General features: G+C 67.5%; 26 protein-coding genes. 14 read left to right on the forward strand and 12 right to left on the reverse strand.

Annotation, left to right across the window (positions count from 1 at the left end):
• The 4 genes from rpoD (at window position 1) to NCCP691_RS11725 (ending at window position 5090) form a co-directional block, all read left to right on the forward strand.
• Complete coding sequence (rpoD, locus tag NCCP691_RS11710) at window positions 1-2418, forward strand: RNA polymerase sigma factor RpoD (RefSeq protein WP_220808483.1); 2418 nt, start codon at window positions 1-3, stop codon at window positions 2416-2418.
• A 100-nt stretch (window positions 2419-2518) separates the two neighbouring features.
• Window positions 2519-2818 carry a hypothetical protein gene (locus NCCP691_RS11715; protein ID WP_220808485.1) on the forward strand — a complete coding sequence of 100 codons (300 nt, stop codon included), beginning with the start codon at window positions 2519-2521 and terminating at the stop codon, window positions 2816-2818.
• A gap of 142 nt (window positions 2819-2960) precedes the next feature.
• The gene (locus tag NCCP691_RS11720; RefSeq protein ID WP_220808487.1) at window positions 2961-3377 is read left to right on the forward strand and encodes a response regulator; all 417 of its coding nucleotides are present in this window, start codon (window positions 2961-2963) and stop codon (window positions 3375-3377) included.
• 93 nt (window positions 3378-3470) lie between these two features.
• On the forward strand, window positions 3471-5090 hold the full coding sequence (locus tag NCCP691_RS11725; protein ID WP_220808489.1) for a response regulator: 1620 nt from the start codon (window positions 3471-3473) through the stop codon (window positions 5088-5090).
• Here the strand turns inward: NCCP691_RS11725 and NCCP691_RS11730 are convergent.
• The 4 genes from NCCP691_RS11730 to NCCP691_RS11745 form a co-directional block, all read right to left on the reverse strand.
• The gene (locus NCCP691_RS11730) at window positions 5087-5542 is read right to left on the reverse strand and encodes a response regulator (RefSeq protein ID WP_220808490.1); all 456 of its coding nucleotides are present in this window, start codon (window positions 5540-5542) and stop codon (window positions 5087-5089) included. The genes NCCP691_RS11725 and NCCP691_RS11730 overlap by 4 nt on opposite strands.
• On the reverse strand, window positions 5536-7776 hold the full coding sequence (locus NCCP691_RS11735) for an ATP-binding protein (protein ID WP_220808492.1): 2241 nt from the start codon (window positions 7774-7776) through the stop codon (window positions 5536-5538). Before NCCP691_RS11735 ends, NCCP691_RS11730 begins: the two co-directional genes overlap by 7 nt.
• 17 nt (window positions 7777-7793) lie before the next feature.
• On the reverse strand, window positions 7794-8417 hold the full coding sequence (locus tag NCCP691_RS11740) for a biliverdin-producing heme oxygenase (protein ID WP_220808494.1): 624 nt from the start codon (window positions 8415-8417) through the stop codon (window positions 7794-7796).
• A 112-nt stretch (window positions 8418-8529) separates the two neighbouring features.
• A complete protein-coding gene (locus NCCP691_RS11745; protein WP_220808496.1) occupies window positions 8530-8844 on the reverse strand; it encodes a hypothetical protein in 315 nt (104 codons plus the stop codon).
• A 195-nt stretch (window positions 8845-9039) separates the two neighbouring features.
• Between NCCP691_RS11745 and NCCP691_RS11750 the strand changes: the two genes are divergently transcribed.
• Window positions 9040-10251 carry an ATP-binding response regulator gene (locus NCCP691_RS11750; protein WP_220808498.1) on the forward strand — a complete coding sequence of 404 codons (1212 nt, stop codon included), beginning with the start codon at window positions 9040-9042 and terminating at the stop codon, window positions 10249-10251.
• Window positions 10252-10350: 99 nt separating this feature from the next.
• Here the strand turns inward: NCCP691_RS11750 and htpX are convergent, their stop codons facing one another.
• From htpX to NCCP691_RS11765, 3 genes are all read right to left on the reverse strand, one after another.
• The gene (htpX, locus tag NCCP691_RS11755) at window positions 10351-11220 is read right to left on the reverse strand and encodes a protease HtpX (RefSeq protein ID WP_220808500.1); all 870 of its coding nucleotides are present in this window, start codon (window positions 11218-11220) and stop codon (window positions 10351-10353) included.
• Between the two features lie 97 nt (window positions 11221-11317).
• Complete coding sequence (locus tag NCCP691_RS11760) at window positions 11318-11701, reverse strand: hypothetical protein (protein ID WP_220808502.1); 384 nt, start codon at window positions 11699-11701, stop codon at window positions 11318-11320.
• 30 nt (window positions 11702-11731) lie between these two features.
• Window positions 11732-12232, reverse strand: a complete 501-nt coding sequence (locus tag NCCP691_RS11765; protein ID WP_220808504.1) for a CinA family protein — start codon at window positions 12230-12232, stop codon at window positions 11732-11734.
• Between the two features lie 176 nt (window positions 12233-12408).
• On the opposite strand from NCCP691_RS11765, the gene NCCP691_RS11770 reads away from it, so the two are divergent.
• Complete coding sequence (locus NCCP691_RS11770; RefSeq protein ID WP_220808505.1) at window positions 12409-14019, forward strand: diguanylate cyclase; 1611 nt, start codon at window positions 12409-12411, stop codon at window positions 14017-14019.
• Here the strand turns inward: NCCP691_RS11770 and NCCP691_RS11775 are convergent.
• Together NCCP691_RS11775 and NCCP691_RS11780 are read right to left on the reverse strand one after the other, a co-directional pair.
• Window positions 14014-15576, reverse strand: coding sequence for a CHASE domain-containing protein (locus NCCP691_RS11775; protein WP_220808507.1), 1563 nt, complete (start codon window positions 15574-15576; stop codon window positions 14014-14016). The genes NCCP691_RS11770 and NCCP691_RS11775 overlap by 6 nt on opposite strands.
• 352 nt (window positions 15577-15928) lie before the next feature.
• A complete protein-coding gene (locus tag NCCP691_RS11780; protein WP_220808509.1) occupies window positions 15929-16330 on the reverse strand; it encodes a hypothetical protein in 402 nt (133 codons plus the stop codon).
• Between the two features lie 142 nt (window positions 16331-16472).
• Here NCCP691_RS11780 and NCCP691_RS11785 point away from each other — a divergent pair, with 142 nt between their 5' ends.
• The gene (locus NCCP691_RS11785) at window positions 16473-17294 is read left to right on the forward strand and encodes a helix-turn-helix domain-containing protein (protein ID WP_238482405.1); all 822 of its coding nucleotides are present in this window, start codon (window positions 16473-16475) and stop codon (window positions 17292-17294) included.
• 229 nt (window positions 17295-17523) lie between these two features.
• On the opposite strand, the gene NCCP691_RS11790 is transcribed toward NCCP691_RS11785, so the two are convergent.
• Window positions 17524-17715, reverse strand: coding sequence for a hypothetical protein (locus NCCP691_RS11790; protein ID WP_220808513.1), 192 nt, complete (start codon window positions 17713-17715; stop codon window positions 17524-17526).
• 4 nt (window positions 17716-17719) lie between these two features.
• Between NCCP691_RS11790 and NCCP691_RS11795 the strand changes: the two genes are divergently transcribed.
• Window positions 17720-18688 (forward strand): NHL repeat-containing protein, encoded by a 969-nt coding sequence (locus tag NCCP691_RS11795; RefSeq protein WP_220808515.1) that lies wholly within the window; start codon window positions 17720-17722, stop codon window positions 18686-18688.
• Between the two features lie 85 nt (window positions 18689-18773).
• Window positions 18774-21341 (forward strand): EAL domain-containing protein, encoded by a 2568-nt coding sequence (locus NCCP691_RS11800; protein ID WP_220808517.1) that lies wholly within the window; start codon window positions 18774-18776, stop codon window positions 21339-21341.
• Window positions 21342-21353: 12 nt separating this feature from the next.
• Here the strand turns inward: NCCP691_RS11800 and NCCP691_RS11805 are convergent, their stop codons facing one another.
• Entirely contained in the window at window positions 21354-21647 is a 294-nt protein-coding gene (locus NCCP691_RS11805) for a hypothetical protein (protein ID WP_220808520.1), read from the reverse strand.
• Window positions 21648-21786: 139 nt separating this feature from the next.
• Between NCCP691_RS11805 and NCCP691_RS11810 the strand changes: the two genes are divergently transcribed.
• Complete coding sequence (locus NCCP691_RS11810) at window positions 21787-22764, forward strand: 2-dehydropantoate 2-reductase (protein WP_220808522.1); 978 nt, start codon at window positions 21787-21789, stop codon at window positions 22762-22764.
• On the opposite strand, the gene NCCP691_RS11815 is transcribed toward NCCP691_RS11810, so the two are convergent.
• Window positions 22761-23183 (reverse strand): hypothetical protein, encoded by a 423-nt coding sequence (locus tag NCCP691_RS11815; protein ID WP_220808523.1) that lies wholly within the window; start codon window positions 23181-23183, stop codon window positions 22761-22763. The two genes, NCCP691_RS11810 and NCCP691_RS11815, sit on opposite strands and share 4 nt — an antisense overlap.
• Window positions 23184-23309: 126 nt before the next feature.
• On the opposite strand from NCCP691_RS11815, the gene NCCP691_RS11820 reads away from it, so the two are divergent.
• The 4 genes from NCCP691_RS11820 to NCCP691_RS11835 all read left to right on the forward strand — a co-directional run bounded on the left by NCCP691_RS11820 (window position 23310) and on the right by NCCP691_RS11835 (window position 26850).
• A complete protein-coding gene (locus tag NCCP691_RS11820; RefSeq protein WP_220808524.1) occupies window positions 23310-24020 on the forward strand; it encodes a c-type cytochrome in 711 nt (236 codons plus the stop codon).
• Between the two features lie 11 nt (window positions 24021-24031).
• The gene (locus NCCP691_RS11825) at window positions 24032-25318 is read left to right on the forward strand and encodes a cytochrome c (protein ID WP_220808525.1); all 1287 of its coding nucleotides are present in this window, start codon (window positions 24032-24034) and stop codon (window positions 25316-25318) included.
• A 178-nt stretch (window positions 25319-25496) separates the two neighbouring features.
• Window positions 25497-25661, forward strand: a complete 165-nt coding sequence (locus NCCP691_RS11830; protein ID WP_220808527.1) for a hypothetical protein — start codon at window positions 25497-25499, stop codon at window positions 25659-25661.
• A 115-nt stretch (window positions 25662-25776) separates the two neighbouring features.
• Window positions 25777-26850 carry a 3-deoxy-7-phosphoheptulonate synthase gene (locus tag NCCP691_RS11835; RefSeq protein ID WP_220808528.1) on the forward strand — a complete coding sequence of 358 codons (1074 nt, stop codon included), beginning with the start codon at window positions 25777-25779 and terminating at the stop codon, window positions 26848-26850.
• The last annotated feature ends 17 nt before the right edge of the window (window positions 26851-26867 follow it).

A 26867-nucleotide genomic window follows, 5' to 3' on the forward strand; every position in this document is an offset into this window, starting at 1 on the left:
ATGACTAAACAAGCAAAGACTTTGACACTCGCAGCAAAACCCGCCGGCGCCGCCTCCTCCCGCATGGGAACGCCGAAGGACGACGCGCGCGTGGTGGAACAGAGCACCGATGCCGAGCAGCAGATGGCGGCGAAGGTAACGGTCGTTACCAAGCGCAGCCGCCGCGCGGTGCTGCAGGATGCCGCCGCCGAGGCCGCCCCCGCGGCACAGGAAGCGCAGGACGCGAAGGCGTCCGAGCCGGCCGACAAGCCGAAGGTGGTGCGCAAGAGCGTGCGCGCGGCCAAGCCGGCGGCGTCGCCGGAACCCGCGCCGGCGCCGGCGAGTGCGCAGTCGGAAGTGACGCAGACCACCGATCCGGCCGCGCTGGCCGAGATCGATACCTCTTCCTATTCCCTGCCGGGCGCCAAGGTGCCCGCGCGGCGCGGCCGTCGTCCGTCGGAATTCCAGGGCGAGAACGATGAAGTGGCCGCGCTCAACGCGGTGGAACGGGCGGAGCTGAAAGCCGTTTCGCGCGCGCGTTCGCGCGACCAGGAACCGGCCGCGCGCAGCGAGCGCGACCTTGAAGCCCAGCGCGCCCAGGTCAAGGTCCTGGTCAGCCTCGGCAAGGAACGCGGCTATCTCACCCACGCGGAAATCAACGATCACCTGCCGGAAGACATCGTCGATCCGGAAGCGATCGACGGCATCATCAGCACCTTCCGCGACATGGGCATCGAGATCTACGACCAGGCGCCCGACGCGGAAACGCTGCTGCTGTCGGATAACGTGGTCGCCGGCTCCTCCGAGGACGAAGCCGAGGCCGCGGTGGCGACCGCCCTGTCGGCGATCGACTCCGATTTCGGCCGCACCACCGACCCGGTCCGCATGTACATGCGCGAAATGGCCTCGGTGCCGCTGCTCACGCGCCAGCAGGAGATCGAGATCGCCAAGCGCATCGAGGACGGCCTGAAGGACATGATGCAGGCCATCTCCGCCTGCCCGACGACGATCGCCGAACTGCTGGAAATGGCCGCGCGCATCGAGCGCGACGAGATCAAGGTCGATGACGTCATCGACGGCCTGGCGGACACGGCCGAGCCGGTCGCGGTGGCGGCCGACGACGGCGACGACGACGAAGACCAGGACGACCAGGAAGAAGACCTGGAAGACGAGGACGAGGACGGTGCCGTCACGCCCTCGGGCGGCATGACCGAAAAGCAGATGGAAGAACTGCGCCAGCAGGTGCTGTCCCGCTTTGCGTCCATCGGCAAGCACTTCGAGACCATGCGCGAGGCGCGCGCGGCCGGCGGCTACGGTACGCCCGCCTACCGCGAGGCACAGTCGGCGATCGCCCAGGAATTCCTCGGCATGCGCTTCACCGCCAAGGTCGTCGAGCGCCTGTCCGACACGCTGCGCGCCCAGGTGGAAGAAATGCGCCAGGTGGAAAGGCAGATCCTCGCCATCGCGGTGGACAAGTGCGGCATGCCGCGCACCCGCTTCATCGAGGTCTTCCCGGGACACGAGACCGACCTCGACTGGGTCGAGCGCGAAGCCGACGCCGGCAAGGCCTATGGTCCGGTCCTGCGCCGCAACGCGCCCGCCATCCGCGAGTACCAGCAGAAGCTGCTCGATCTCGAACAGCGCGTGGCGCTGCCCCTGTCGGACCTGCGCAGCATCAACAAGCAGATGGCCACCGGCGACAAGCGCGCACGCCAGGCCAAGCGCGAAATGACCGAGGCCAACCTGCGCCTGGTGATCTCGATCGCCAAGAAGTACGTCAATCGCGGCCTGCAGTTCCTCGACCTGATCCAGGAAGGCAATATCGGTCTGCTCAAGGCGGTGGACAAGTTCGAATACCGTCGCGGCTATAAATTCTCGACCTACGCCACCTGGTGGATCCGGCAGGCCATCACGCGCGCGATCGCCGATCAGGCCCGCACGATCCGGGTTCCGGTGCACATGATCGAGTCCATCAACAAGATGAACCGCATCTCGCGCCAGATCCTGATGGAGACCGGCTCCGAGCCCGACCTCGCGACGCTGGCCGCGAAGATGGACATGCCGGAGAAGAAGATCCGCGAAATCATGAAGATCGCCAAGGAGCCGATCTCGATGGATGTGCCGATGGGCGACGACGGCGATGCGCTGCTCGGCGATTTCATCGCCGACGAAATCACCGTGGCGCCGGCCGACGCGGCCATGCATTCGTCCATGCGCGAAGTCATCCGGGAAGTGCTGGACTCGCTGCCTCCGCGCGAAGCCAAGGTCCTGCGCATGCGCTACGGCGTCGACATGGCCACCGATTTCACGCTGGAAGAAGTGGGCAAGCAGTTCGACGTGACGCGCGAGCGCATCCGCCAGATCGAAGCCAAGGCGATGAACAAGCTGCGCCATGCGTCGCGCGCGGACAAACTGCGGACGCTGCTGGAAAACGGCTGATCCGTTTTTTCGAAGGCAAAACCCGGTTTTCTGCGCTTTTTTCTAAGGGAGACGGGCCTTAGCATGGCCCCTCTCCTGCAGCATGTGAAAGGAAGCAGCCATGACCGAGAAGATCGAATGGGAAGTCGTCGACGAGACGACGACGAAAACCGGGGGCGCCCGCCGCGCCGGACCGGCCGCGCAGCCCATGCTCGGACCGTGGTGGCGCTGGAAAGTGGCGGCGCTGTTTGCGCTCGGCGCGCTTGCGCTGGTGCTGCTGATCGCAGTGGCCGGCGTCATCGCCGTCGCAGTCGCGGTCACGGCGCTGGTGTCGCTTGGCATTGCCCGCATTGCCTACTGGTTGCGCGGCAAGCCGGGCGGCGTCATCGCCCGCCGCAACTACGGCCCGCCCTATCGCTGAACGCCGCCCGGAATGCTTCCACGCATCTTCCGGGCGTTTTAACGTATGACAAGGGTCAACAGGGACGATCAGTTAGAATAGCGTCATTCCATCGATCAAACGGCGATGCTTGCGGCACGCATCGTTGCATATCCACACTGCCATGTCCGACCCGACCTCCCCCCTGAACGCGCTCATCGTCGAAGACAATCGAGATCTCGCGCGCCTGTTCAGCGATCTGCTGGAAGTTCTCGGCTGCAAGGCCGACGTGGAATGGAACGCGATCGCAGGACTGGAAAAAGCAGACGCCACCCGTCCCGACATCATCTTCTGCGACATCAGCATGCCGGGCGAAAAGAACGGCTTCGACGTCGCGCGCGAAGTGCGCGCCAATCCTCAGCTCGCCCATACCTGGCTGATCGCCGTGACCGGCTACGACAATCAGGAGACCTGCGACCGTGCGCTGGCGGCGGGTTTCGATCGCGTCTTCCCCAAGCCGGTCAAGTTCGCGCAGATGCAGGCCGTGCTCAACGACGTGCGGGGCAAGCGCCGCAACGGCGCCGACGGTCAGCAGTCCTGACGTAGCCGAAGTACAATTCCTGCCGGCCGCGCCGGCACGTCCCGGGATGCGCGCAGCAGGACCCACACGTACGAATTGCGGGCAGCCGCAGACATGACGACAGAGCCCCTCACCTATAACGTATTGCTGATCGACGATCAGCAGATGGCGGAAGACCTGATCGGCCAGATGCTGGCCGACAAGACCGACCTTCGTCTTCACTTCCTGCTCGATTCGTCAAAGGCGCTGGCGACCGCCATCGTCCTGCAGCCGAGCGTGGTGCTCGTCGATCTGCGCATGCCCGGGCTCGACGGCTTCGGCGTCACGGCCGCGCTGCGCGCCGATCCCGCCACCCGCGACATTCCCGTGGTCCTGCTTTCTTCCGAAGACAGCCCGGACGTGAAGGTGCGGGCTTTCGCCGAGGGCGCCAACGACTACCTGGTGAAATGGCCGGACAAGCGCGAACTGGTGGCGCGCGTGCTCTACCACGCCAGCGCCAACCTGGCGCGCAAGCAGCGCGACGATGCCTTCCTGTCCCTGCGCCGCAGCCAGCAGGAGCTGCTCAAGCGCACCGAAGAACTGGCGCAGAGCCAGGCAGCGCTGCACCAGGCGCAGAAGATGGAAGCCATCGGACAGCTGACCGGCGGCGTCGCCCACGATTTCAACAACGTGCTGCAGGTCATCAGCGGCAACCTGGAACTGCTGCGCCTGATGACGCGCGGGAACGAGGCGGCGCAGAGCCGCATCGCCGCCGCGGCCGTCGGCGTCGACCGCGGCGCCAAGCTTGCCGCGCATCTGCTTGCCTTCGCCAGGCGCCAGCCCCTGCAGTCGGTGGTGATCGATCCCGCACGCCTGCTGCGTGACATGTCGGACCTGCTGCGTCGTGCGCTGGGCGACATGACGCGCGTGGAGACCGTGCTGGACGAGGGACTGTGGACGATCTGCGTCGATCCCAGCCAGCTGGAGAACGTCATCCTCAATCTCGCGCTCAACGCGCGCGACGCGATGGACAGCGAAGGCAGGCTGACGATCCGGGCGTGCAACGTGGGCAGCGGCATTCCCGGCAGCGAGCGCCCGCCGCGCGGCAATGGCGACCATGTGCTGATCTCGGTCTCCGATACCGGCACCGGCATGCCGGCCGATGTCCTCGAGCGCGCCTTCGAACCCTTCTTCACCACCAAGCCGGCGGGACAGGGCACAGGACTGGGGCTGAGCATGGCTTACGGTTTCGTCAAGCAGAGCGACGGCCACATCGCGCTGGAAAGCGAGCCCGGACGCGGCACGACGGTGAAGATCTTCCTGCCGCGCTGCGACGGAGCCGCCGCGGCGCCACCACCCGAACCCACCGCCGCGGTGACGGGCGGCGCGGAGACCATCCTGGTGGTGGAAGACGAACACGACGTGCGTGCGACGACCGTGGCCCTGCTCAACAACCTCGGTTACCGGACCTGCCAGGCCGCCGATGCGACTGCCGCGCTTCGCCTGCTGCAGGACGGGACGCGCGTCGACCTGGTTTTCACCGACGTGATGATGCCCGGGCCCCTGTCGAGCGTGGAATTCGTCGAACAGGCGCGCCGCATGCTGCCGGGCTTGCAGGTGCTGTTCACCTCCGGCTATTCGGAGGGCGTGATCGCGCACGGCGGGCGCATCGACCCCGGGCTCAACCTGCTGCCCAAGCCGTACACCGCCGAAGCCCTGTCGCAGAAGATCCGCCAGCTCCTGGCCAGGCGCTAAGTCCTTCGCATCGCGCGCACGGAACCCGGTGGCGGCTCGTTGAGCACCGCCCAGAACACGCCGAGGTCGGCGATCGCGCGCACGAATTCCTTGAACTCCACCGGCTTGACCACGTACGCGTTGACGCCCAGCGCGTAGCTGCGCACCACGTCCTGCTCCTCGCGCGAGGAGGTGAGCATGACCACCGGCGTGCTCTTGAGGGTCTCCGACTGGCGGATGTGGCGCAGGACTTCCAGGCCGTCCACCTTCGGCAGCTTCAGATCGAGCAGGATCACCGCGGGATTGCCGGAGACGCGGCCGATGAAGGCGCCGCGGCATTCCAGATACTCGAGCGCCTCGGCGCCGTCGCGCACCACCACCACCTCGTTGGCGAGATGGCTTTTTTCCAGCGCGATCAGCGTCAGCTCGAGATCATTGGGATTGTCTTCCACCAGCAGTATGGGTTTCAGCACGCTACCCCCTGTCCAACCGAAAGTTGCCTGGGCAACGAGAAGGAGAAAACGGCGCCTCCGTCCGGCACGCCATCGGCCCAGACCCGGCCGCCGTGACGTTCGACGATGCGCCGCACATTCGCCAGGCCTATACCGGTGCCCTGAAAATCCTCCATCCGGTGCAGGCGCTGGAACACTGCAAACAGCTTGTGCGCATACTCGCGGTTGAAACCGACGCCGTTGTCGCGCACATGAAAAACAAACTCCGACTCGTTCTGCTCCGCCGTCACGCTGATGTGCGCGCGCTCGCGGGGCGCGGTGTACTTCACCGCATTCGACAGCAGATTGTAGACCGCCAGCTGCAGGAAGCTCGGGTCGGCCTGGACGACGGGCAGCTCGCCGATTTCCCAGTCGATTCGGCGCTCGCCGATATCCATTGCCAGCTTCTCGCGGCAAGCCTGCACCAGGTCGCCCATGTCGATCCGCGAGGGCCGGAGTGACGCGCGCCCCATCTGCGAAAAGCTGAGCAGGTCGTCCACCAGCTTGCCGGCGAAGCGCGCCGAATCCTTGATGTTGCGCAGGAAGCGCACCCTGCGTTCAGAGGGGTCGCCGCTCTCGAACTCCAGCAGCAGGTCGCTGAAGCCGACGATATGGCGCAGCGGCGCCCGCAGATCGTGCGAGACGGAGTACGAGAACGCTTCCAGCTCCTTGTTCGCGCGTCCGAGCTCCTCGGCCAGTTCCGCCATCTGCTCGGCGCGCTCGAGCACGATGCCCAGCAGCGAGGTGCGGAATTCGAGCGCCAGTTCGAGCTCGCTGCCGCGCCACGGCATGCTGGTGCCGTGCACGGTTTCGCGCCAGGTGTCGAAGCTGGTGCGCGGGGTGAGCATGCGGGCGGGACCGGCCGCGTGCTTCTCGTGCGGGTTGCCCGCCCACTCGATGGTGTGCAGCTGCTCGGGGCGGAACCACATCAGGTAGTGATTGTGGATGCGCGAGATCGGCAGGGCCAGCACGCCGCTCGCGTTGCGCTGCAGCCTGGCGCCGTCGGGATAGACGCTGGACAGGGCATTCGTGTGGAACAGGTCGGCGTGGGAATTGGCGCCGAGCCATGCGGCGAGCGCGCGGATCTCGTCTTCTTCCGGCGTGTCGCCGAAGCGGGTGACGCGGTTCTCGAACAGGATCGCGGCGCCGCTGGCGCTGGCAAACTGCAGCAGCTGCGGCGCCACGCCGCTCATGTTGCCGACAAAGTCGGGGCCCTGGGTCAGCCCGGACAGCATCGAGACGAGGATGCGGCGCAGTTCCAGCCGGTGATGGTATTCGTCGCTGTCCTCGCGCGACTCGATGCGCAGCGCGAGAATCTGGCCGAGCTGCTCGCAGGACGCGCGCGCCTCGAACGGAATGAAGCGCGGCTCGGCGTTATGGCAGGAGATCAGCCCCCACAGGCGGCCCTTCACCACCAGCGATACCGACATCGAGGCATGGGTGCCCATGTTGCGCATGTACTGCAGGTGCACCGGCGAGACGCTGCGCAGCGAGGACTGCGCGAGATCGGTCGGCAGACCCGTGAGCGGATTGTTTTCCGGGACCAGGCGCGACGGCGTGTAGCCGGCGTCGGGGATCATCCGGATGCGGCTCGACAGATACAGCTCGCGCGCCTGCGCCGGGATGTCCGAGGCGGGAAAGCGCTGGTGCAGGTAGGAGTGGTAGCCGGAGTCGAGCTCTTCCGCGATCACATGCCCATGGCCATCGTCGTCGAAGCGGTACACCAGCACCCGGCCGTAGCCGGACACCCGCTTGACTTCCCGCGCCGCCAGCCGGCTCATCTCGACGATCGTGTCGGTGTCGTGCAGGGCGGACAGGAAGTTGCCGATCAGCGGATAGAGATGCCGGAAATCGGCCGCTTTGCTGCGCGAGACGCTTTCGAACTCGAGCATGGTCAGGCCGTCGGCCGCATGCACGAGCAGGTCGTAGAAACCGCTGCCGATGGTGACCGAGCCGAGATAGGACGGCCGCTGACCCGGGGTTTCGCGCGCCAGTTCGGCCGCCACCCGGCGCGCCGCCTCGTCGCCGAGCGAAGCGGCCAGGCCTCCGCCAAGCACCTCGCGGCAGTCGCGGCCGGTATGCGCCGCGAGGTTGTCGCTGGCCTGGACCACGACGCCCCTGTCGTCGAGCGCGAGCAGAAAGCCGTGCGGCTGTATGCTGCCCGGGATGCGGATAGGCTCGTTCGCGCAAGCGCTGATGTCTACTTCTGTCGCCATGTGCAGTATCGATGTCCCTATGCGGCGTCGGGTACACGCCGAACTTCGTTCCCCGCGCGCATGCGTTGCCGCTGCGCGAACCATGCCGCCAGCGAGGAGAATGCCTGCGCGGCGGCGGCGGCGGCTTCGCGTCGGGCCTCCTGCGTGACCAGCGCGCTTTCCGCGCACCGGATGAAAGCCTGCCAGTAACGGGCCTGTTCTTCGCCATAGCCCTGCAGCCAGCGCGGCGTCCAGTCGCCGAGCGCGGGCGCGAGCGTGCGCCCGAGAACCCGTCCGCCGAGCTGCGCGCCCTCGATCACGTAGGCCACGCCGAAACGTGCCGCCGGCGTGTCGAGCGCGGGCCGGTAGCCGGCCTGCGGCAGCGATGCCAGCGCCGCGCCCGCCATGCCGGCGGCGCGCAGATCGGTTTCGATCCATGCGAGCTTGCCGTCGCGCGCGGCAGCATTCATCCCGGACGGCCATTCGGCCTGCCAGAGCTGCGCCTCGAAACCCGACAGCCATCCCCACATGTCCTGCAGATAGTGCAGGAATTCCTCGCGTCCGGCGTTGGCGTCGGCTACCGGCAGCGATGCTTCGAGTTGTTCATGGAGCGCGCGCGTGGCGCTGCGCAGTTCGGACAAGGCCGTGGCGGTTTCTCTCATACAATTCGATGGGTTGGCAAACCGTCATCGAGCCTGTATTCGATGCCCAGCCTGTAATGGAAGGGATTTTACTATCAAGTCCGGCGCCGCTTCACGCGGGCCGGACGCGGCATCAGCCGAGGATGGGCAGACGCGAGGCGGGACGGGACACCGCGTGGTGACGGCGCGCTTCGACGACGGCGGCCACGGCATTGAATGCGAAGTGCAGGATGGCGGCGATGGCAGCGGCGGCGCAGACCGCGGCTTCGGCCCGCGCGAATGCGCGCGCGATGCCGGCATCGGCGAACTGCTCGCCAGCGAGCAGCGACCACTGCAACAGCGCCCAGGCGAGCGAGAAAAACAGCGCGACGGCGAGCGAGATTTTCATCGATGCCGCGCGCCGTGCGCGGGAGGCGTCGAATGCGGTGAGTTCACTGTTGTTGTTCATGATGCTTCCTTTCATGGCATACCGCGGTGGCGGTATCCACATCATCTGGCAAGCCGCGGGCCGAGGCCAATTTAGAACAGCGATATCCCGATATTCGGCGCATGAATGGCTTGCCTGCACCTGCCGGAATCGGGCGTCTTCGACGGCGGGAAACTTTGTCGCTACACTTACGTATCTCCTCTCCCCGACCCGCCCATGTCCTTTTCCTCGCCGCAGTCCGATACGCAAGCCGCCGCACAGCCTGCGGATGCCGACCGCATACGGGTCATGCTGGTCGACGACCAGTTCATCATCGCCGAGGCGCTGCGGCGCATGCTCGCCGGCGAGGCGGACATCGACTACTGCTACCAGCCTGACCCCCGGCAGGCCGTCGCCAGCGCGCTTTCCTGGCGCCCCACCGTCATCCTGCAGGACCTGGTCATGCCGCAGGTCGACGGCTTTGCGCTGCTCGGCCAGTTCCGCACCCATCCCGAACTGCGGCAGGTGCCGGTGATCGTCCTGTCGAGCAAGGAAGACCCGCAGCTCAAGGCGCAAGGCTTCGGCATGGGCGCGAGGGACTACCTCGTCAAGTGGCCCGACCGCATCGAATTGCTGGCCCGGGTGCGGGCGCACTCCACCGCCTACCTCAATCAGCGGGAACGCGACGCGGCATTCCGGGCGCTGGCCGAAAGCCAGCAGCAGCTCGCGCGCGCCAATGCCGACCTGCAGCGCATGGCGAAGCTCAAGGACGAGTTCGTGGCGACCGTATCGCATGAACTGCGCACGCCGCTGACCTCGATCCGGGGCTCGCTGTCGCTGCTGTCGGAAGGGATGGCGGGCGAGCTGCCGGAGGCGGCAAGGAAACTCGTGGGCATCGCCGGCAACAGCTGCGAGCGGCTGGTCAGGATGATCAACGACCTGCTCGACATCGAGCGCATCGAGTCGGGCAAGATGGAATTCGATCTGCGCATGCAACCGCTCGATGCCATCGTCGAGCAGGCGGTGGCATCGATGCAAGGCTATTCGGCGCAGTACCGGGTGGAGATCAAGACCGTGCCGGTGCCGGCCGGACTGCGGGTGCGCGCCGACCGCGACCGCCTGATGCAGGTGCTGATCAACCTGCTGTCGAACGCCATCAAGTTTTCGCCGGCCGGCGCCGAAGTGCGGTTGATCACGCAGGTCAACGGCCAGCGGGTGCGGATGTCGGTGATCGATCGCGGCGAAGGCATGCCGGATGAATTCCGGGACCGCATTTTCGAGAAATTCTCGCAGGCAGACTCCGGCGACTCGCGCCGGCGCGGCGGGACCGGCCTCGGTCTCAACATCTGCAAGCGCATCGTCGAGGAGCACGGCGGGCGCATCGATTTCGAGAGCGTCTACGGCGAAGGCTCGAGCTTCCATGTCGAGCTGCCGATCGCGCATGAGTGAGACATGGCTCGATTGACCGCCGGTGCCGGCCAGGTGGGATGCGAGTACCGTCCCGCGGCGGGGACGGTACCGTGTCCGGGCTGGATGAAGACGGCCTGATCATGCCTGCTGCAGGCGCGCGATGCGCTCTTCGATCGACGGGTGGCTGGAGAACAGGCCGGCGACGCCGCCGGAAATTCCGTGCGCGGCCATGCTCTTGGGCAGATCGCCGGCTGCCACGCCGCCGAGACGGCGCAGGGCGGCGATCATCGGGCGCGGCGTGCCGAGGATATTGGCGGCGCCACGGTCGGCACGGTATTCGCGCTGGCGCGAGAAGTACATGACGATGACGCTCGCCAGGATGCCGAACAGGATGTCGCAGACGATCACCGTGACAGTGTAAGCGATGCCCGGGCCGCTGGATTGTTCATCGTTGCGACGCAGGAACTGGTCCACCGCGTAGCCGATCACGCGCGCCAGGAAGGTCACGAAGGTATTCACCACGCCCTGGATCAGGGTCAGCGTCACCATGTCGCCGTTGGCGATGTGGGCGACTTCATGCGCCAGCACCGCTTCCACTTCTTCCCTGGTCATCGACTGCAGCAGGCCGGTCGAGACCGCGACCAGCGCGCTGTTCTTCGTCGCGCCGGTGGCGAAGGCGTTCGGCTCGCCGTCGTAGACCGCCACTTCCGGCATGCCGATGCCCGCGCGCTGGGCCTGGCCGGCGACGGTGTTGACCAGCCAGCGCTCGGTTTCGTTGGCCGGGTTTTCGATCACGCGCGCGCCGGTCGACCACTTGGCGATCGGCTTGGAGAGGAACAGCGAGATGAAGGCGCCGCCGAAACCCATCAGGCCTGAGAACAGCAGCAGCGTGCCGAGGTTCAGGCCGTTGGCCGTGAGGTATTTGTTGACGCCGAGCAGACTGGCCGAGATGGCCAGCACCACCATGATGGCGAGGTTGGTGGCGACAAACAGGATGACGCGTTTCATAGGGGCTCCAGACATAAAGCGGAGCCCCGATACTAACCGCGCGCGAACAATCGAAAAAGCGAAGTTGAAAGGAGAATTACTTCACTAAAATCGAATATCAGTAGCGGCCCGCGGCCGGCCTTCCCGGTCGCGCCGCGTCGGATCGCGTCTGTGGATCGACGGCGCCGAATCCGCTCATGATCTCGTCCGCCCGCCGCGCCTGGCCGTCGTCGCCGGCTGCGACGGTGAGCAGCACATTGGCGCCCCATTCGGGCGAGCCGTTGCCGTAGGCATCGGTCCTTTCCTCAAGACCGAATTCATCCTTGGGACCGGTGCCAGTGTCCTTCTCGTCCAGCAGAAAATTGTTCTTCACCGGGCCGGACTCGGTCTGCATCACGCGCACTTCGATGCCGTCCGGGTCGAAGCCGCCGTCGAGCAGGGCCTGGCGCGCGGCCTGCGCGGCTTCCAGCGTGTCATAAGCACGGATAACGGGATTTGCCATGTGCGGACTCCTGTCAGGGGAAAGTTGGTTTCAGGCCGGCTGCGCGATGAAGGTATTGTGGTAATGCCAGATCCGGCTGATCGCGTATTCGGTCGCGGACTGCCTGACCTCGTTGCGTTCGCCGGAGAAGCGCCGCGTCTCCGAATAAGTGGCCACCCGCTCTCCTTTCTGGAAAGACCAGGCGAAGCAGACGGTGCCGGCCGGGATGTCGCCCTCGCCGCCGGGGCCGGCCAGGCCGGTGTCGGCGATCGCGACGTTGGCGCGCGACAGGCGCAGGGCTCCCTCGGCCATCTCGCGCGCGACCTCTTCGCTGGTCAGGTTGAAACGGTCGATGGTCTCGCGCCTGACGCCGAGGCAGCTCATCTTCGCCTCGGGCGAATAGGTGACGAACGAACACTCGAGCCAGCTCGCCGAGCCCGGCGTCTCGGCGAGCGTCGATGCGATCAGGCCGGCCGTGCAGGACTCCGCGGTGACCAGCTTCAGGCTGTTTTCCTGCAGGTAGCGCAGCACACTGCGCAGATTCTCGTTCATGACCACTTTCAATGTGTTCCGCGCAGCGGCGGGATGCAGGTTGGAGGCAGGCGCGAAGCGATTGGTTCGCGCGCGGCATGAGACGCGGTCCCGATACGTGCCTGTGCACGAAGAGCAACAAGATTGCCCTCGATTATTCGTTCGGACATAATGCCCGCTTACTTCCAGTAATCGCCATGCCACCGACTTCCCACAATCCGATCGAGGACCGGCTTTACGTGCTGCGCAGCCGGTGGGAAAAATACGTGGCCGAAGGCGGCTTCGAGCAGTTCATCGAATTCGCGGTCGCGGTCAACAGCCTTGCCGAATACTTCAACCGCCTGCGGCTTCCCGGCCTCGTGCGCTTGTGCGAAGGCCTCGAAAACGCGGCACTGGTGCGTCTCGGCGACGTCTCCACCCATCCCATTCCCCAGCGGGAAATGCAGTCGCTGCAGCGGCAGATCGATACGCTGGCCGGCTCGGTCGCCAGCTCGCGCCTGGTGCGAAACGAGCGGCGCGACGCGGAGACGGTCCCCGCCAGCGAGATCGAATGGATCAAGCCGCGCTCGATCTGGATGATCGCCGCCGCCGAAAAGGCGGAGATGGCGGATGCGCTCAGCGGCCAGCTGCAGTTCTTCGGTTTTCGCGTCTCCCGCATCGACTGGTCCTCGGAGCTGCTGCCGGACGACAAGCCGCTCGCGGTATTGTTCGTCTCCGGCGGGGATGCCGCGACGCCGGCGGAGTACCGGCGGGTGGCGGCGATCCGCGCGAGCTGTCCCGCCAGCCAGCTGGTCTACCTCGGCGTACCGTCCGCGATCGAACCTGTCGTCGAACTCATGCGCGCCGGCATCGACATCACCATCCCCTCGGACGACCAGCCGGCGCTCGCGCTCAACTGCGTGCTCGACCTGGTGCAGACCAACGAGCAGGAGCAGTACCGCGTGCTGGTGGTGGAGGATTCGCGGGTGGCGGTGGCGCTGATCCAGCGCACGCTGGCCCAGCACGGCATCGATACCTTTGCGATCAACGACCCCGGCCGCCTGCTGGAAGCGCTGGAAGAGTACCGCCCGGACCTGGTGCTGATGGACATGCACATGCCGCGCTTCAACGGCGTCGAGGCCACGCGGGTGCTGCGCCAGATGGGCGCCTATGCCTCGCTGCCCATCGTCTATCTGTCCGGCGAGTCGGATGTGGCGATGCAGGTCGAGGCGCTGCGGCTGGGCGGCGACCAGTTTCTGATGAAGCCCTTCAATCCGGTGCTGCTGGCGGCGGTCGTGAAAACCCGGATCGAACGCTTCCGCGAAGTGCAGCGCTCCACGCGTCTCGACGGCCTGACGGGGCTGCTCAACCACACCGCGGCCAAGTCGCGCCTGAGCGCGCTGGTGGAGGAATCCGACGGGCGCTCGGCTCTGACGGTGGCGATGATCGATATCGATCACTTCAAGTCGATCAACGATACCTACGGCCATCCGGTCGGCGACCAGGTCATCCGCGGCCTGGCCTGGCTGCTCAAGGGCAGGCTGCGCTCGGTGGACCTGATCGGACGCTATGGCGGCGAGGAGTTCATCATCGCGCTGCCCGAAGTCTCGCTCGATCAGGCGGGTGCGGTGATCGACCGCATCCGGTCCGACTTTGCCGAGCTGCCGCATGCGCATCCCGACGGCGCGCTCCATGCCAGTTTCAGCGCCGGCCTCGCCGCCTTTCCGCTGGTCGACAGCGCGACCGCGCTCACGGAGGCAGCCGACAGTGCACTGATGCAGGCAAAGCGTCTCGGCCGCAACCGCATCGAGAAGCACCGCGCTTCATGACGGCGCCGGTGCGAAACGCACCGTGGCCCGCCCTGCGTTCTTCGCTTCATACATCGCGAGGTCGGCGCTCCTGACCAGGCTCTTGCTGTCGACGCCGTGCTGCGGATAGAGCGCGACGCCGATGCTGGCCGAGATATCGAAGGTATGCCCCGCCACCTCGTAGGGCTCGGTGAGCCGGGCGAGGATCTTTTCGGCCACCAGCCGCGCGGCGCCCTCGCCGTCCACCACCGACAGCAGCGCCACGAACTCGTCGCCGCCGAGGCGCGAGGCGGTGTCCGACTCGCGCATGCAGCTTTGCAGGCGCAGCGCGACTTCCTTGAGCAGCAGGTCGCCGCAGGCGTGGCCATAACTGTCGTTGACCGGCTTGAAGCGGTCGAGGTCGATGAACAGCAGCGCGAGCTGTCCCTGCCGGCGCCTCGCGCTGGCCATCGCCTGCCCGAGGCGTTCGTCGAGCAGCTTGCGGTTGGGCAGGCCGGTCAGGGCGTCGAACAGCGCGAGCTGCAGCGCCTGGTCCGCCGCCTGCAGGGCGCGCGCGCGGTCGTCGAGGAACAGCCAGGTCAGCAGCGCGAGCATCAGGCTGATGCTGATGCCGGCCTGCAGTATCAGCTGCGGCCGGTCCGAGCGCATGCGGCTGTCGAAGTCGGGCAGCGCGCCGTGGGAAACCATCCAGGTGCGGCCGGCCGCCTTGAGCGCGTCGCTGCGGTGCAGGGGCAGCGACGCCGCCCGCACATCGTCATGTCCGTCGTACATCAGGTTGTCCCGCCCCTGACCGTCATAGACCTCGATGTCCAGCCCGGCGCTGTGCTCGCGCCCGATGCCCCGCATGAAATCCTCGACCCGGAAAGGCGCGTAGACCCAGCCAAGGAGATTGGCGCGGCGCTCTTCCACGGTGGCGTGCGGCAAGGCATTGCGATACACCGGCAGATACATCAGGAAGCCCCACTGTATGTCCCCGCCGCCTTCCTGCACCAGGATGACCTTGGAGGACATGGCGGCCTGGCCGAGATCGCGCGCTTCCGCCATCGCGCGCCGCCGGTTGGCGTCGCTATACATGTCGTAGCCGAAGGCGCGCAGATTGCGACCGTGAAAAGGCTCCAGGTACACGATCGAGGTATAGATCTCGCGCGGGCCCTCGGGATGGATGGTGTATTCCGGGTACCCTTCCGCCCGCACCGCCGCCACATGCTTCTCCAGTTCGCCCGGCTGCAGCAGCCGGGCAAAACCGATTCCCTGGATGCCGGGGAAGTTTTCCGCCAGCGACAAGGCATTGACATAGGCGCGAAACTCTTCGCGCGTGACGTTCTCGGCGGCATTGAAGAAGCCGACGGTGGCCCGCAGCACCTGCTCGTATATCGCCAGGCGCTGGCGGATGCGCTCGTTCGATTCCTGCACGCCGAAATCGAAGGCCGTCTGCACCGTCTGGTCGGCGGCGCGCTGTGCCGTCTCCCACAGCTTGTAGGTGACGAGCAACGCGAGCGACAGCATGGCAGCCGTGAGCAGCTCTCTCGCCCGGAACAGGTGCAGGATGCGTTGCTTGCGTTTCTCCGAGTGTTTCATGCGGTCCCGGTGGCATGCGGGAAAGGGATGGGAACGGCCTATCATCGTGGCGCTCGGCGCCGATCGTCTTGAGATCGTGCAATCGCCACTGCGTTCGGGCGCTTGCTTTGGCGCAGGCCGGAACAAGCCCGCGGGGTGGAGGTCATACCGGCGTAGGCAGCGGATGATCCGCTGCGCCGATACCGGAGGTTCAGATGAGAAAGATGATCATGCTGGCGGTGGCCAGCTTCCTGTGGCGCAAGGTCAAGTCGCGCATGACCGGACGCGCGGTCCGCCAGACGCGCTACAGCCGCTACTGAACACGAACACGGGTTCGCGCCGAAGCGAACCCGTTGCCGCCTCGCGGCGACCGCTATGCCGCGAGGGCCCGCACCCGGCGCACCGCGCCGAACTCGAGTTCGGCGAAGGTCGCGACGACGATTGCCTGCGCGACGACGAAAGCCTGCCCCAGCACGGTGGGTGTGACGTGGCCGGACGCCAGCAGGACGACACTGTCGACCACCCACAGCGCATTGACGACGATGACTGCCCATACCCCGGCGCGGGGAATGTGCTTGCGCGTCGCCAGCAGGCAGACAAGCGCGGCGAAAGGCAGCAATGCATAGCCCGCCGTGCGCAGCAGGACCGCGGGCAGACCGAGCAGCGGCTCAAGCGGATCGGCGCCGAAGGCGAGCAGCAGACCGGTCGCGGCGCTGGCGGCGGCATCGGCGAGCAGGACGCGGCGCAGGAACAGGGGCGAGTCAAGCTTGAACATGGCGATTCCTTTCATGAAGTTTGAGGGTCGGTACGCGGCGGCGAACATGCCGCGTTGATCCCATGTTCGGTCAGCCCCGGCCGCGGGTCGATTACCTGGCAGGTAATGGGGCGCCATCATTGCCTCGGCTATGATGGCGGACATGAACGCACATGCCCCCACTGTCGGAGAACACTTGCGCGAGTGGCGCCAGCGGCGCCGCCTGAGTCAGCTCGATCTCGCGCTGGAGGCGGAAATCTCGACCCGCCACCTCAGTTTCATGGAGACCGGCCGCTCGCTGCCGAGCCGCGAAATGGTGCTGCACCTTGCGGAGCGTCTCGACATTCCGCTGCGCGAGCGGAACAGATTGCTGATCGCCGCCGGCTACGCGCCCATGTATCCGGAACGCGCGATCGATGCCCCCCAGCTCGAGCCCGCCCGGCGAGCGATGGAACTGGTGCTGGCGGGTCATGAACCCTACCCGGCGCTGGCGGTGGACCGCCACTGGAACCTGGTGGCCGCCAACCAGGCGCTGCAATCGCTGCTGGCCGGCGTGCCGCCCGCGCTGCTGGCGCCGCCGGTCAACGTGCTGCGCCTGAGCCTGCATCCCGAGGGCGTGGCGCCGCGTCCCGAGGGCGTGGCGCCGCGCATCGACAACTACCATGAGTGGCGCGACCATCTGCTGGAACGCTTGCGGCGGCAGATCGCGGCCAGCGGCGACCCGGTGCTGGCCCGCCTGCTGGAGGAGTTGTCCGCCTATCCGGCGCCGCCGGGAGCAGACCATCCTCGACAGGAACACGACGAGTCCGCATCGATCGCGGTGCCGTTCCGCCTGCGCACCGAGGCCGGCGTGCTGTCCTTCATCAGCACCATCACGGTGTTCGGCACGCCGGTGGATGTCACGCTCTCGGAACTCGCGCTGGAATCCTTCTTTCCCGCCGACGCGCGTACCGCTGCCGCGCTGCAGGCAGGCAAGGCCAGCTGATCGCTTCGCCGGCGCTCGTGCCGGCGCTTTTTTTTCCTCTCGTTTTTTCACTCCGGAAGCGGCGCTTGCGCGAGTGCACTGCTTTGAAGAATCAGACGCAGAAACAACAGCGTTGCTCCCTTGAGGCGCCCCGTTGACGGTTCTCAAGCGCATGCGCGCACCCCTCGTGGATGATGGCCAAAAAACAAGTTTTCAGGGAGCTACATTCATGTTTGAGGTGCATCGTGTTTCATTCGACATCAACTAATCGTTTCGCGGCAGGTCTTCTTTGCGCATTGCTCGCCGCATGCGGCGGCGGGTCCTCCGGCAACAGCAGCGCCGAGGGAAGCGGCGCCAGCGGCGCGGCCCCGGCCTCGGGCGTTTCCCCGACCGGCAGCGGATCATCCAACACCTCAACCCCGACGGGCGGCGATTCGGCCACCACTGTGCCCGTCACGCAGCAAGCCCTCTTCAACCAGCCGGTCGGCCTCGCCATGGACGGCGCCGGCAACCTGTATGTCGCCGACAGCGCCAACTTCACGATCCGCAAGGTTGCCGCCAACGGCACCGTGCTCACGCTTGCGGGATCGCCGGGCATCAGCGGCAGCAGCGACGGCAGCGGATCCGCCGCGCGCTTCTCGCTGCTGACAGGCATCGCGGTCGACGGCAGCGGCAATGTCTATGTCGCCGACAACAGCGCGATACGCAAGATCACGCCCGCCGGCAACGTCACGACGCTGGCCGGGGCCGCGGGCGTCATCGGCTACGCAGACGGCGCCGGCGCCGCTGCCCGCTTCAACCGCCCCTGGGGCGTTGCGGTCGCGGCCGACGGCACCGTCTTCGTCGCCGACTCGGGCAACTACGTGGTGCGCGCCATCGGCACCGACGGCACGGTCAGCACCCATGCGGGCACGCAGGGCATGCGCGGCCGCGCCGACGGCAGCCGGGCCACCGCCACCTTCCTCAACCCGCAGGGCATCGCGCTCGACACCGCGGGCAACCTGTACGTGACGGACTGGTACGGCCCGCCGGCGCCCAACCTGCCGGAAGGCAGCACCCTGGTGCGCAAGATCGCCGCCGATGGCGCGGTGAGCACCGTGGCCGGGACGCTCGGGGGAGAAACCGGGCCGGCCGCCTTCCGCGACACCTTTGCCATCGCCACCGACGGCGCCGGCAACGTGTACCTGGCGGCGGCGCGCAGCGTGCACAGGGTCAGCGCGGTCGGCACGATCTCGCCGGTGGTCGCCGCATCGCCCGCGTTCCAGTCGCTCGAGGGCATCGCGCTCGACGGCAGCGGCAATGTGTACGTCGCGGACCGCTCGAGCCACGCGGTGTCGAGGGTCACGCCTTCCGGCGACGTGAGCGTGTACGCCGGCAAGCCCGGCGTGAGCGGCAGCGCCGATACCAATCCCTGAGCCCGTGCACAGAAACGGGGAGCGCCGGCCCGCGGCGCTCCCCGGCGGCTTCCTCCGCTCAGCTCCAGACAAGTGAAGTGACGCCATGCTGACCATTCCCTCCCTCCCCCTGCCTGCGCAGGGCATCGCGCAACAGGCTTGCATGCTCGCCGACCGCGCCGCGCGCTGCGCGGTGATGCTGCTTTGTCCCGAAGGCACCATCCTCAGCTGGAACGCCGGCGCCGAGCGCCTGTACGGCTACGCGGCGGGGGACGTGATCGGACGGCATGTCAGCATCCTGCACGGCGACGGGCAGGACAGGCGGAAGTCCCTGGACGCCCTGCATGCCGCCCGCATGAACGGCCTGCATCGCGCGGACGCCTGGAACCGGCGGCGTGACGGCTCGCTGATCTGGACCGGATGCAGCCTGCTGCCGCTCGCGGGCGAGGGCAGGCCGGCCGGTTTCTTTGCGCGGCTGGCGGTCGACCTGACCCCGTACCGGCGCTTCGAGGAGCAGACGGCGACCGGCCGCTGGCGCTGGAATCCGCATACCGACAACGTGGCGGTATCGCGGCGCTTCGTGCACATGCTGGGAATGGGAGACCGGCTGCCCGGCCGTGCACGCGACTGGCTGGATCTGGTGCACGGCGACGACCGTCGCGCGCTGCGGCGAGCGGCGGCGCGCGCCTGGAGCGGCGAAACCGCCGCGCCCGTCTGCGCCGACCTCCGGCTGCGCTCGGGCGACGGCCAGTACCGCTGGTTCCGGCTGCGCGCGCAGTGGCAGCGGGTCGGAATGACGGGTCCCCATCTGCTGCACGGTTCCGGCATCGACGTGCATGAGGCGCGTCTCGCCCAGGAGGAGAGCGAGCAACTCACCTGCGCGTTGCAGGCCTGCGCCGGCAGCATGCGCCGCGACCGCTCCGAAGCCGCCATCGGCCGCGTGCTGATGGACATGTTCGAGGATGTGCGCGCGCTGCAGGAAACCCAGGCCACGCTGGCGGTGGAGCGGGAGCGCGCCCATATCACGCTGCGCCTGCTGACCGACAGCGTGATCATCAGCGACGCCAATGGCAATATCGAATACCTGAACCCTGCCGCCGAACGCATGACCGGATGGCCGCTGGATGAGGCGCGCGGCATCGCGGTGTCCTCCGTGCTCCAGTTGCATGCGCCGCATGAATCGGCGCATGCCGACATGCTCGCCGAATGCCTTGGCGCGGCAGGCGCGGCCACCACGTTCCGCCACTGCATGCTGCGCTCGCGCTTCGGCCGCGAATTCGCGGTGGATGTCAGCACCGCGCCGATGCAGGACCCGGCGGGGCGTCTGCTGGGTACCGTGCTGGCGCTGCACGACGTCAGTCCCATGCATGCGCTGCTGCAGACGCTCGCGCACCAGGCCAGCCACGACAGCCTGACCGGCCTGCTGAACCGGCGCGAGTTCGAAACCCGGCTGCAGTCGGCGCTCGATTATGTGCGCGACGGCAGCGGCAATGCGGCGCTCATCTATCTCGACCTCGACCAGTTCAAGATCGTCAACGATACCTGCGGCCACGCCGCCGGCGATGCGCTGCTGCAGCAGCTGGCGCGGGCCTACCGCGGCGTGCTGCGCGAACGCGATGCCTTCGCGCGCCTGGGCGGGGACGAGTTCGCGCTGGTGGTCGACCGCTGCAGCGCGGCGGAGGCCGCCCGCGTTGCCGACAAGCTGCTGGAAGCGACCGAGGGTTTCCGCTTCGACTACTGCGGCCGGGTGTTCCGCATCGGGGCGAGCATCGGCGTGGTGCCGATCACCGCGCGCGCGACCTCGGTCGAACAGTTGATGCGGCTGGCCGACCACGCCTGCTACCTGGCCAAGGAGAACGGACGGCACCGGGTGCATGTGCACGGCGACAAGGACGCGGCGATGACCCGCCGGCTCAAGGACATGCACTGGGTGGGCCGCCTCAACGATGCGCTGCGCGGCGACAGCCTGGAACTGTTCTACCAGCCGATCGCCGCGGTGAACCAGCAGGGCGGCCTGCTGCACTATGAGATCCTGCTGCGGCTGAAGGACCGGGACGGCAGCCGCATCGGGCCCGCCGACTTCCTGCCGGCGGCGGAGCGTTTCGACCTCATGCCCGCCATCGACCGCTGGGTGCTCAAGCGCGTGCTGGACTGGCTGGAGGGGGAGCCGGAACATGTGGACCGGCTGGAGATGGCGACGATCAACCTGTCGCGCCGGACCCTGGCCGACGAGTCCTTTCAGCAGTACGCACTGACCTGCCTCGACAACTCGTCGGTGCCGGCGGACAAGCTGTGCTTCGAGATCACCGAGAACGGCGCGATCGCCGACCCGGCGCGCACCATCCGTTTCATCGAGACGCTCAAGGATCGCGGCTGCCGCTTCTCGCTCGACGATTTCGGCGCGGGCATGACGTCCTTTTCCTATCTGAAGCTGCTGCCGGTCGACTTCATCAAGATCGACGGCTCGTTCGTGACGATGATGGCCGAGAGCGCGGTCGACCACGAGATGGTGCGTTTCGCCAACGAGATCAGCCACGTGATGGGCAGGCGCACGATCGCCGAGTACGTGTCGGATGCCAGCATCTACGAACGCCTGCGGGAGCTGCGCATCGACTATGCGCAGGGCAACTGGATCGGGGCTCCGCGCCCGCTCGAGGCGAGGATGTGGCAGTAGCCGGTTCCGGCCTCACTCATGCTTTCCGCGCGCCAGAAAATTCATCAGCTTGTCCGCCTCGCTGCGCTCTTCCGGGGCCCGCATGCTGTCGAGCAGCTTGCGGTAGGCATCGGGGTCGGTCCTGGCCAGCTCCGCGTATTCATGCAGGCTCATCGCCTTCTGCCCGGCAGCCTGCCCGCCCGGCGGCACGACAAGCTGCACGGCTTGCGGTTGGGGACGTGCGCGTCCGAGCGCGTCCATGATGTCGGGGCTGCGCCATGCGATGCCGCACAGCGCGACCAGCAATAGTAACAACAGCGTCTTCATGCGCATTCTCCTCCCATTGTCGGGCCGCATCCTGCCATATCCGCCCGGCTCCCGCATGCCATGAATATGTGAGGCGAAACGGCCGCGCCGGTCCGCGCTACACTTCCCGGCGGACGAGACAACGGGCTGGAGGGCCGGTATGAAGATTGCGGTGTACGGATTCGGGGCAGTGGGCGGGCTGATCGGCGCCAGGCTGGCGCTGGCCGGCTGCGAGGTGACGGCGATCGCGCGCGGCGGCACGCTTGAAGCCCTGCGCACGCACGGCGCGCGGCTGCAGCTGCAGGACGGCACGCGGACGGCCGCGCTACGGGCAACCGCCGATCCCGCATCGGCCGGCACGCAGGACCTGGTCATCCTGGCGGTGAAGGCCACCGCCCTGCCCGAGGTGGCAGCGGCGATCGCGCCCCTGATCGGACCGCGCACCACGATCCTTACGGCGATGAACGGGGTGCCATGGTGGTTCTTCGGCGCCCACGAGGGCACGCTTGCCGGCGCGCGCCTGCAGTCCCTCGACCCGGACGGCGCGCTGCTGCAGGCCATCCCCGTGGCACAGGTGGTCGGCTGCGTGGTGCATCTGTCGAGTACCTGCCCCGAACCCGGCGTCGTCCGCCCCGGCTTCGGCAACCGGCTGATCCTCGGCGAACCCGCGGGCGGCCGGTCCGGGCGGGTGGAGAGCCTGTGCACGCTGCTCGGCAAGGCCGGCTTCGAGGCCGAGGCCAGCGCCGACATCCGTACCGACATCTGGTACAAGCTGTGGGGGAACATGACGATGAATCCGGTATCGGCGCTCACCGGCGCCACCGCCGACCGCATCCTCGACGATCCGCTGCTGCGCGGCTTCTGCCTGGCCGCGATGGCGGAAGCGGCGGCGATCGGCGCGCGCATCGGCTGTCCGATCACGCAGAGCGGCGACGACCGGATCGCGGTCACGCGCAAACTCGGCGCGTTCAAGACTTCCATGCTGCAGGACGCGGAAGCCGGCAAGCCGCTGGAGATCGATGCGCTGGTGGGCGCGGTGCGCGAGATCGGCGAACTGACGGGCGTGCCGACGCCGAACATCGACGCCCTGCTCGGCCTGGTGCGGCTCTTCGCGCGCACCCGCGGCCTGTACCGCTAGAAACACTGGAGCCAGCCGCCGGCGGCATGGCAGGGGCGGCCGCCCGGGTCGAGATGGACATTGCCGGTGCCCCCCTGCATCCGGCCCTCGGGGGTCGAGCATGACAGGCCGTCGCAGGTGATGATGGGCCGCGGGCCATCGGCCCCGGGTGCCGGCGGCAGTACCGGCGCCGGTACCGCGGGCGGCGGCGGGGGTGGCGATGGCATGCGGACGATCTGCGCGGGCACCGCCCGCCGTCCTTCAGGCGCGGGCGGTGCGGCGGGGCGGGATTGCGGCGGAGACGGCACCGGCGCCTGCGCGCCCGGACTGCCGGGCGCGAAGTCGGGCTGCGGACGGGACTGCGGCGGAAAATGCCGCCAGGGGTCGGCCGAGGTGCATGCCGTCAGCAGCCATGGCAGAAGCAGGCAGGCAGGGCGCATGAAATTTTCCCCGGTCAAAGCCGGTATGACCGCACGCGGCGCGGCTTCTATCCGCGCGGGCGCGTTGCCGCCATCCCGGTTTTTCCACTTCCCCTACAATCTGGGGTTTCGATACGCACAAACGCCATGGCTTTTTCCCTGTCGCATCCGCTGTCCCTGCTCGCTTGTTCCGCGCTGCTCGCCGGCGCCGCGCACGCGCAGCAACTGCCGGCGCCCGGCGATATCGCCGCCCGCGTCGCCCCGTGCATGAGCTGCCATGGCAAGGAAGGGCGCGCCGCCAGCGACGGCTACTATCCGCGTATCGCCGGCAAGCCGGCCGGGTATCTCGCCAACCAGCTGATCAATTTCCGCGACGGCCTGCGGCGCCAGTATCCGCTGATGACCTATACGGTGCAGCATCTGTCCGACGACTACCTGCATGAAATGGCGCGCTTCTTCGCCGACCAGCGTCTGCCTTATCCGCCGCCGCAGCGGGTGGAGGCCTCCGCCGACACGCTCGCGCGCGGGCGGGCGCTGGTGCTGCAGGGCGACGCGCAGCGCGGCATACCCGCCTGCATCGCCTGCCACGGCAAGACGCTGACCGGCGTGGCACCGGCGATTCCCGGTCTGCTCGGCCTGCCGCGCGACTATCTGAACTCGCAGTTCGGCGCCTGGCGCGAAGGCACGCGGCGCGCGGCCGCGCCCGACTGCATGGGGGAGATCACGCGACAGCTGAACGTGGACGACATCAGCGCCGTCACCGCCTGGCTCGCGACCCAGCCGGTGCCGACCGACAGCGCGCCCGCGCCCGCCGCCTCGGTCAGGCTGCCCGTCGCCTGCGGCAGCGTGCCGGGCTGAAGGGGACTGCCATGAGAACCTGGATCAAAGCCTCGCTGCTCCTGTTGCTGCTGGCCGGTATCGCGCTGGCGGTCGTCGCCTGGCTGGGACTGCGCGAGGATGCGGGCAGTCCGCCGCCGCCGTCGCCGCTGCCGGCGGCGCAGATGATCGAACGCGGCGCCTATCTCGCGCGCGCCGGCAACTGCATGGCCTGCCACACCGAGCGCGGCGGCTCCCCCTATGCGGGCGGCCGCGCGATCCGCACGCCGTTCGGCGCGATCCCTGCGCCCAACATCACGCCGGACCGCGAGACCGGCATCGGCGACTGGACCGCGGACGACTTCTGGCGGGCGCTGCATAACGGCAAGGGCAAGGACGGCCGGCTGCTGTATCCGGCCTTCCCCTATCCGAACTACACGCGCGTCACCCGCGGCGACTCCGATGCGCTGTACGCCTATCTGCGCAGCCTGCCGGCGGTACGCCAGGCCAGTAGCGAGCCGGACCTGCGCTTCCCGTTCAATTTCCGGCCGCTGCTGGCGGGCTGGCGGGCGCTGTATTTCAGGGCGGGCGAGTACCGGCCCGAACAGAGCCGCGACGCGCAATGGAACCGCGGCGGCTACCTGGTGCAGGGTCTCGGCCATTGCGGCGCCTGCCATACCGCGCGCAATGCGCTCGGCGCCACCGATACCGGCGCGGACCTCGGCGGCGGCATGATCCCGATGCTCAACTGGTACGCGTCCGCGCTGACCGGCGAGGCCGACGGCGGACTGGGCGACTGGGACACGCAGCAACTGACCGACCTGCTGCGCAACGGCGTATCAGCGCGCGGCGCGGTGTCGGGACCGATGGCCGAAGTGGTGGCGGGCAGCCTGCAGCATCTGAGCGAAGACGACGTGCGCGCGATGGCCGTCTATCTGAAGACGCTGCCGCAGGGGCAGACCCGCAGCTCGCCGCCGCCGGCCGCCGGGCCGGAACTGGATCGCGTGCTCAGGGCCGGGGCCGGCCTGTATGAAAAGCACTGCGTGGACTGCCACAAATCGACGGGCGCCGGCGAGCCGCCGCATTTCCCGGCGCTGGCGGGCAACCGTGCGGTGCTGCACGTGGAGCCGGTCAACGCGATCCGCGCGGTGCTGCACGGCGGCTATCCGCCCAGCACGGCGGGCAATCCGCGGCCCTTCGGCATGCCGCCTTTCAGCGCCCAGCTCGACGACGCCGAGGTCGCGACCCTGGTTTCCTACATCCGCAACAGCTGGGGCAACCGGGCCAGCCTGGTCGGCAGCGACCAGGTGAACCGTTATCGTGCGGTGACGCTCGATTGAGCATCCGACGGGTGCGCCCGGATGCACCCGACCGGTGCGAATGCCGCCATCACGCCGCATTTTTCATGTTTTGTCGTCATTTTCGCTTTCTTAAGGCTGGTCTAAGTCTTGTATGGGAATATCCCCGTCAATCAACCGCGACCCGCAGCTTTTGCGCTGCCCTTCAGGAGGTGCAAACATGTTCGACAAACCCGTCATGTCCGACCCGGCCCGTCAACCCGTTCAGGCCGACAAGAAGTTCCACAACGGCAGTGGCCCGACCCCGGCTGCCCGCCGTCTGGCGCAGTGGCAGCGTGCGGAACGCGAACGCATGGACCGTTTTGGCCGTTTCGGCGGCCGCTGAAACCTAAGCGATTTACCCTTCCCCTCATGACCCGCCTTGCGCGGGTCTTTTTTTGCCCGGCGGTTGCGCCGGCGCCGGCACGCGCTAAACTGTCCGCTTTTTTGCGCGCCGCCTCATGACCATCTTCAATGTAGAAAACGTCAACGTCAGCTCGTTCGAAGCGATGCCGACGCCGGAAGAGCTGCATGCGCAGCTGCCGTTGTCCGACCGTGCCGGCACCGTCGTGACCCAGGGCCGGGAGGCGCTGCGCAACATCCTCGACCGCAAGGATCCGCGCCTGTTCGCGGTGGTCGGTCCCTGCTCCATCCACGACCCGGTCGCGGGCCTGGATTACGCGCGCCGGCTCGCGCGCCTGCAGGAAGAAGTCGCCGACTCGCTGCTGCTGGTGATGCGGGTGTATTTCGAGAAGCCGCGTACCACGACCGGCTGGAAGGGATACATCAACGATCCCGACATGGACGATTCCTTCCACATCGAGCGCGGCATGGCCAATGCGCGCCGCTTCCTGCTCGACGTTGCCGAGCTCGGCCTGCCGACCGCGACCGAGGCGCTCGACCCGATCTCGCCGCAGTACCTGGGCGACCTGATCGCCTGGACCGCGATCGGCGCGCGCACCACCGAGTCGCAGACGCATCGCGAGATGGCATCCGGCCTGTCGACGCCCGTCGGCTTCAAGAACGGCACCGACGGCGACATCGGCATCGCGATCAATGCCATCCTGTCGGCCTCGCATCCGCATGCCTTCCTGGGCGTGAACAGCCAGGGCCGCACATCCATCGTGCGCACCCGCGGCAATCGCTACGGCCACGTGGTGCTGCGCGGCGGCGACGGCCGCCCGAACTACGACACGGTGTCGGTCACCATGGCCGAACAGGCCCTGGCCAAGGCCAAGCTGCCGGCCAACATCGTGGTCGACTGCTCGCATGCGAACAGCTTCAAGAACCCGGACCTGCAGCCGCTGGTGATGGCGGACGTGGTCAACCAGATCCGCTTCGGCAACCGCTCGCTGGTGGGCGTGATGATCGAATCCAACATCGTGGGCGGCAAGCAGGCCATTCCCGAAGACTTGTCCAGGCTCGTCTACGGCTGCTCGGTGACGGACGGCTGCGTGGGCTGGGAAGTGACGGAGAAGATGATCCGCGACGCCCACCTGGTGCTGCGCGACGTACTGCCGGCGCGCGCCGGTTGAGCGACGCGGCGCTCGCC

Source organism: Noviherbaspirillum aridicola, from assembly GCF_019656455.1.
GTDB lineage: Bacteria > Pseudomonadota > Gammaproteobacteria > Burkholderiales > Burkholderiaceae_D > Noviherbaspirillum > Noviherbaspirillum aridicola.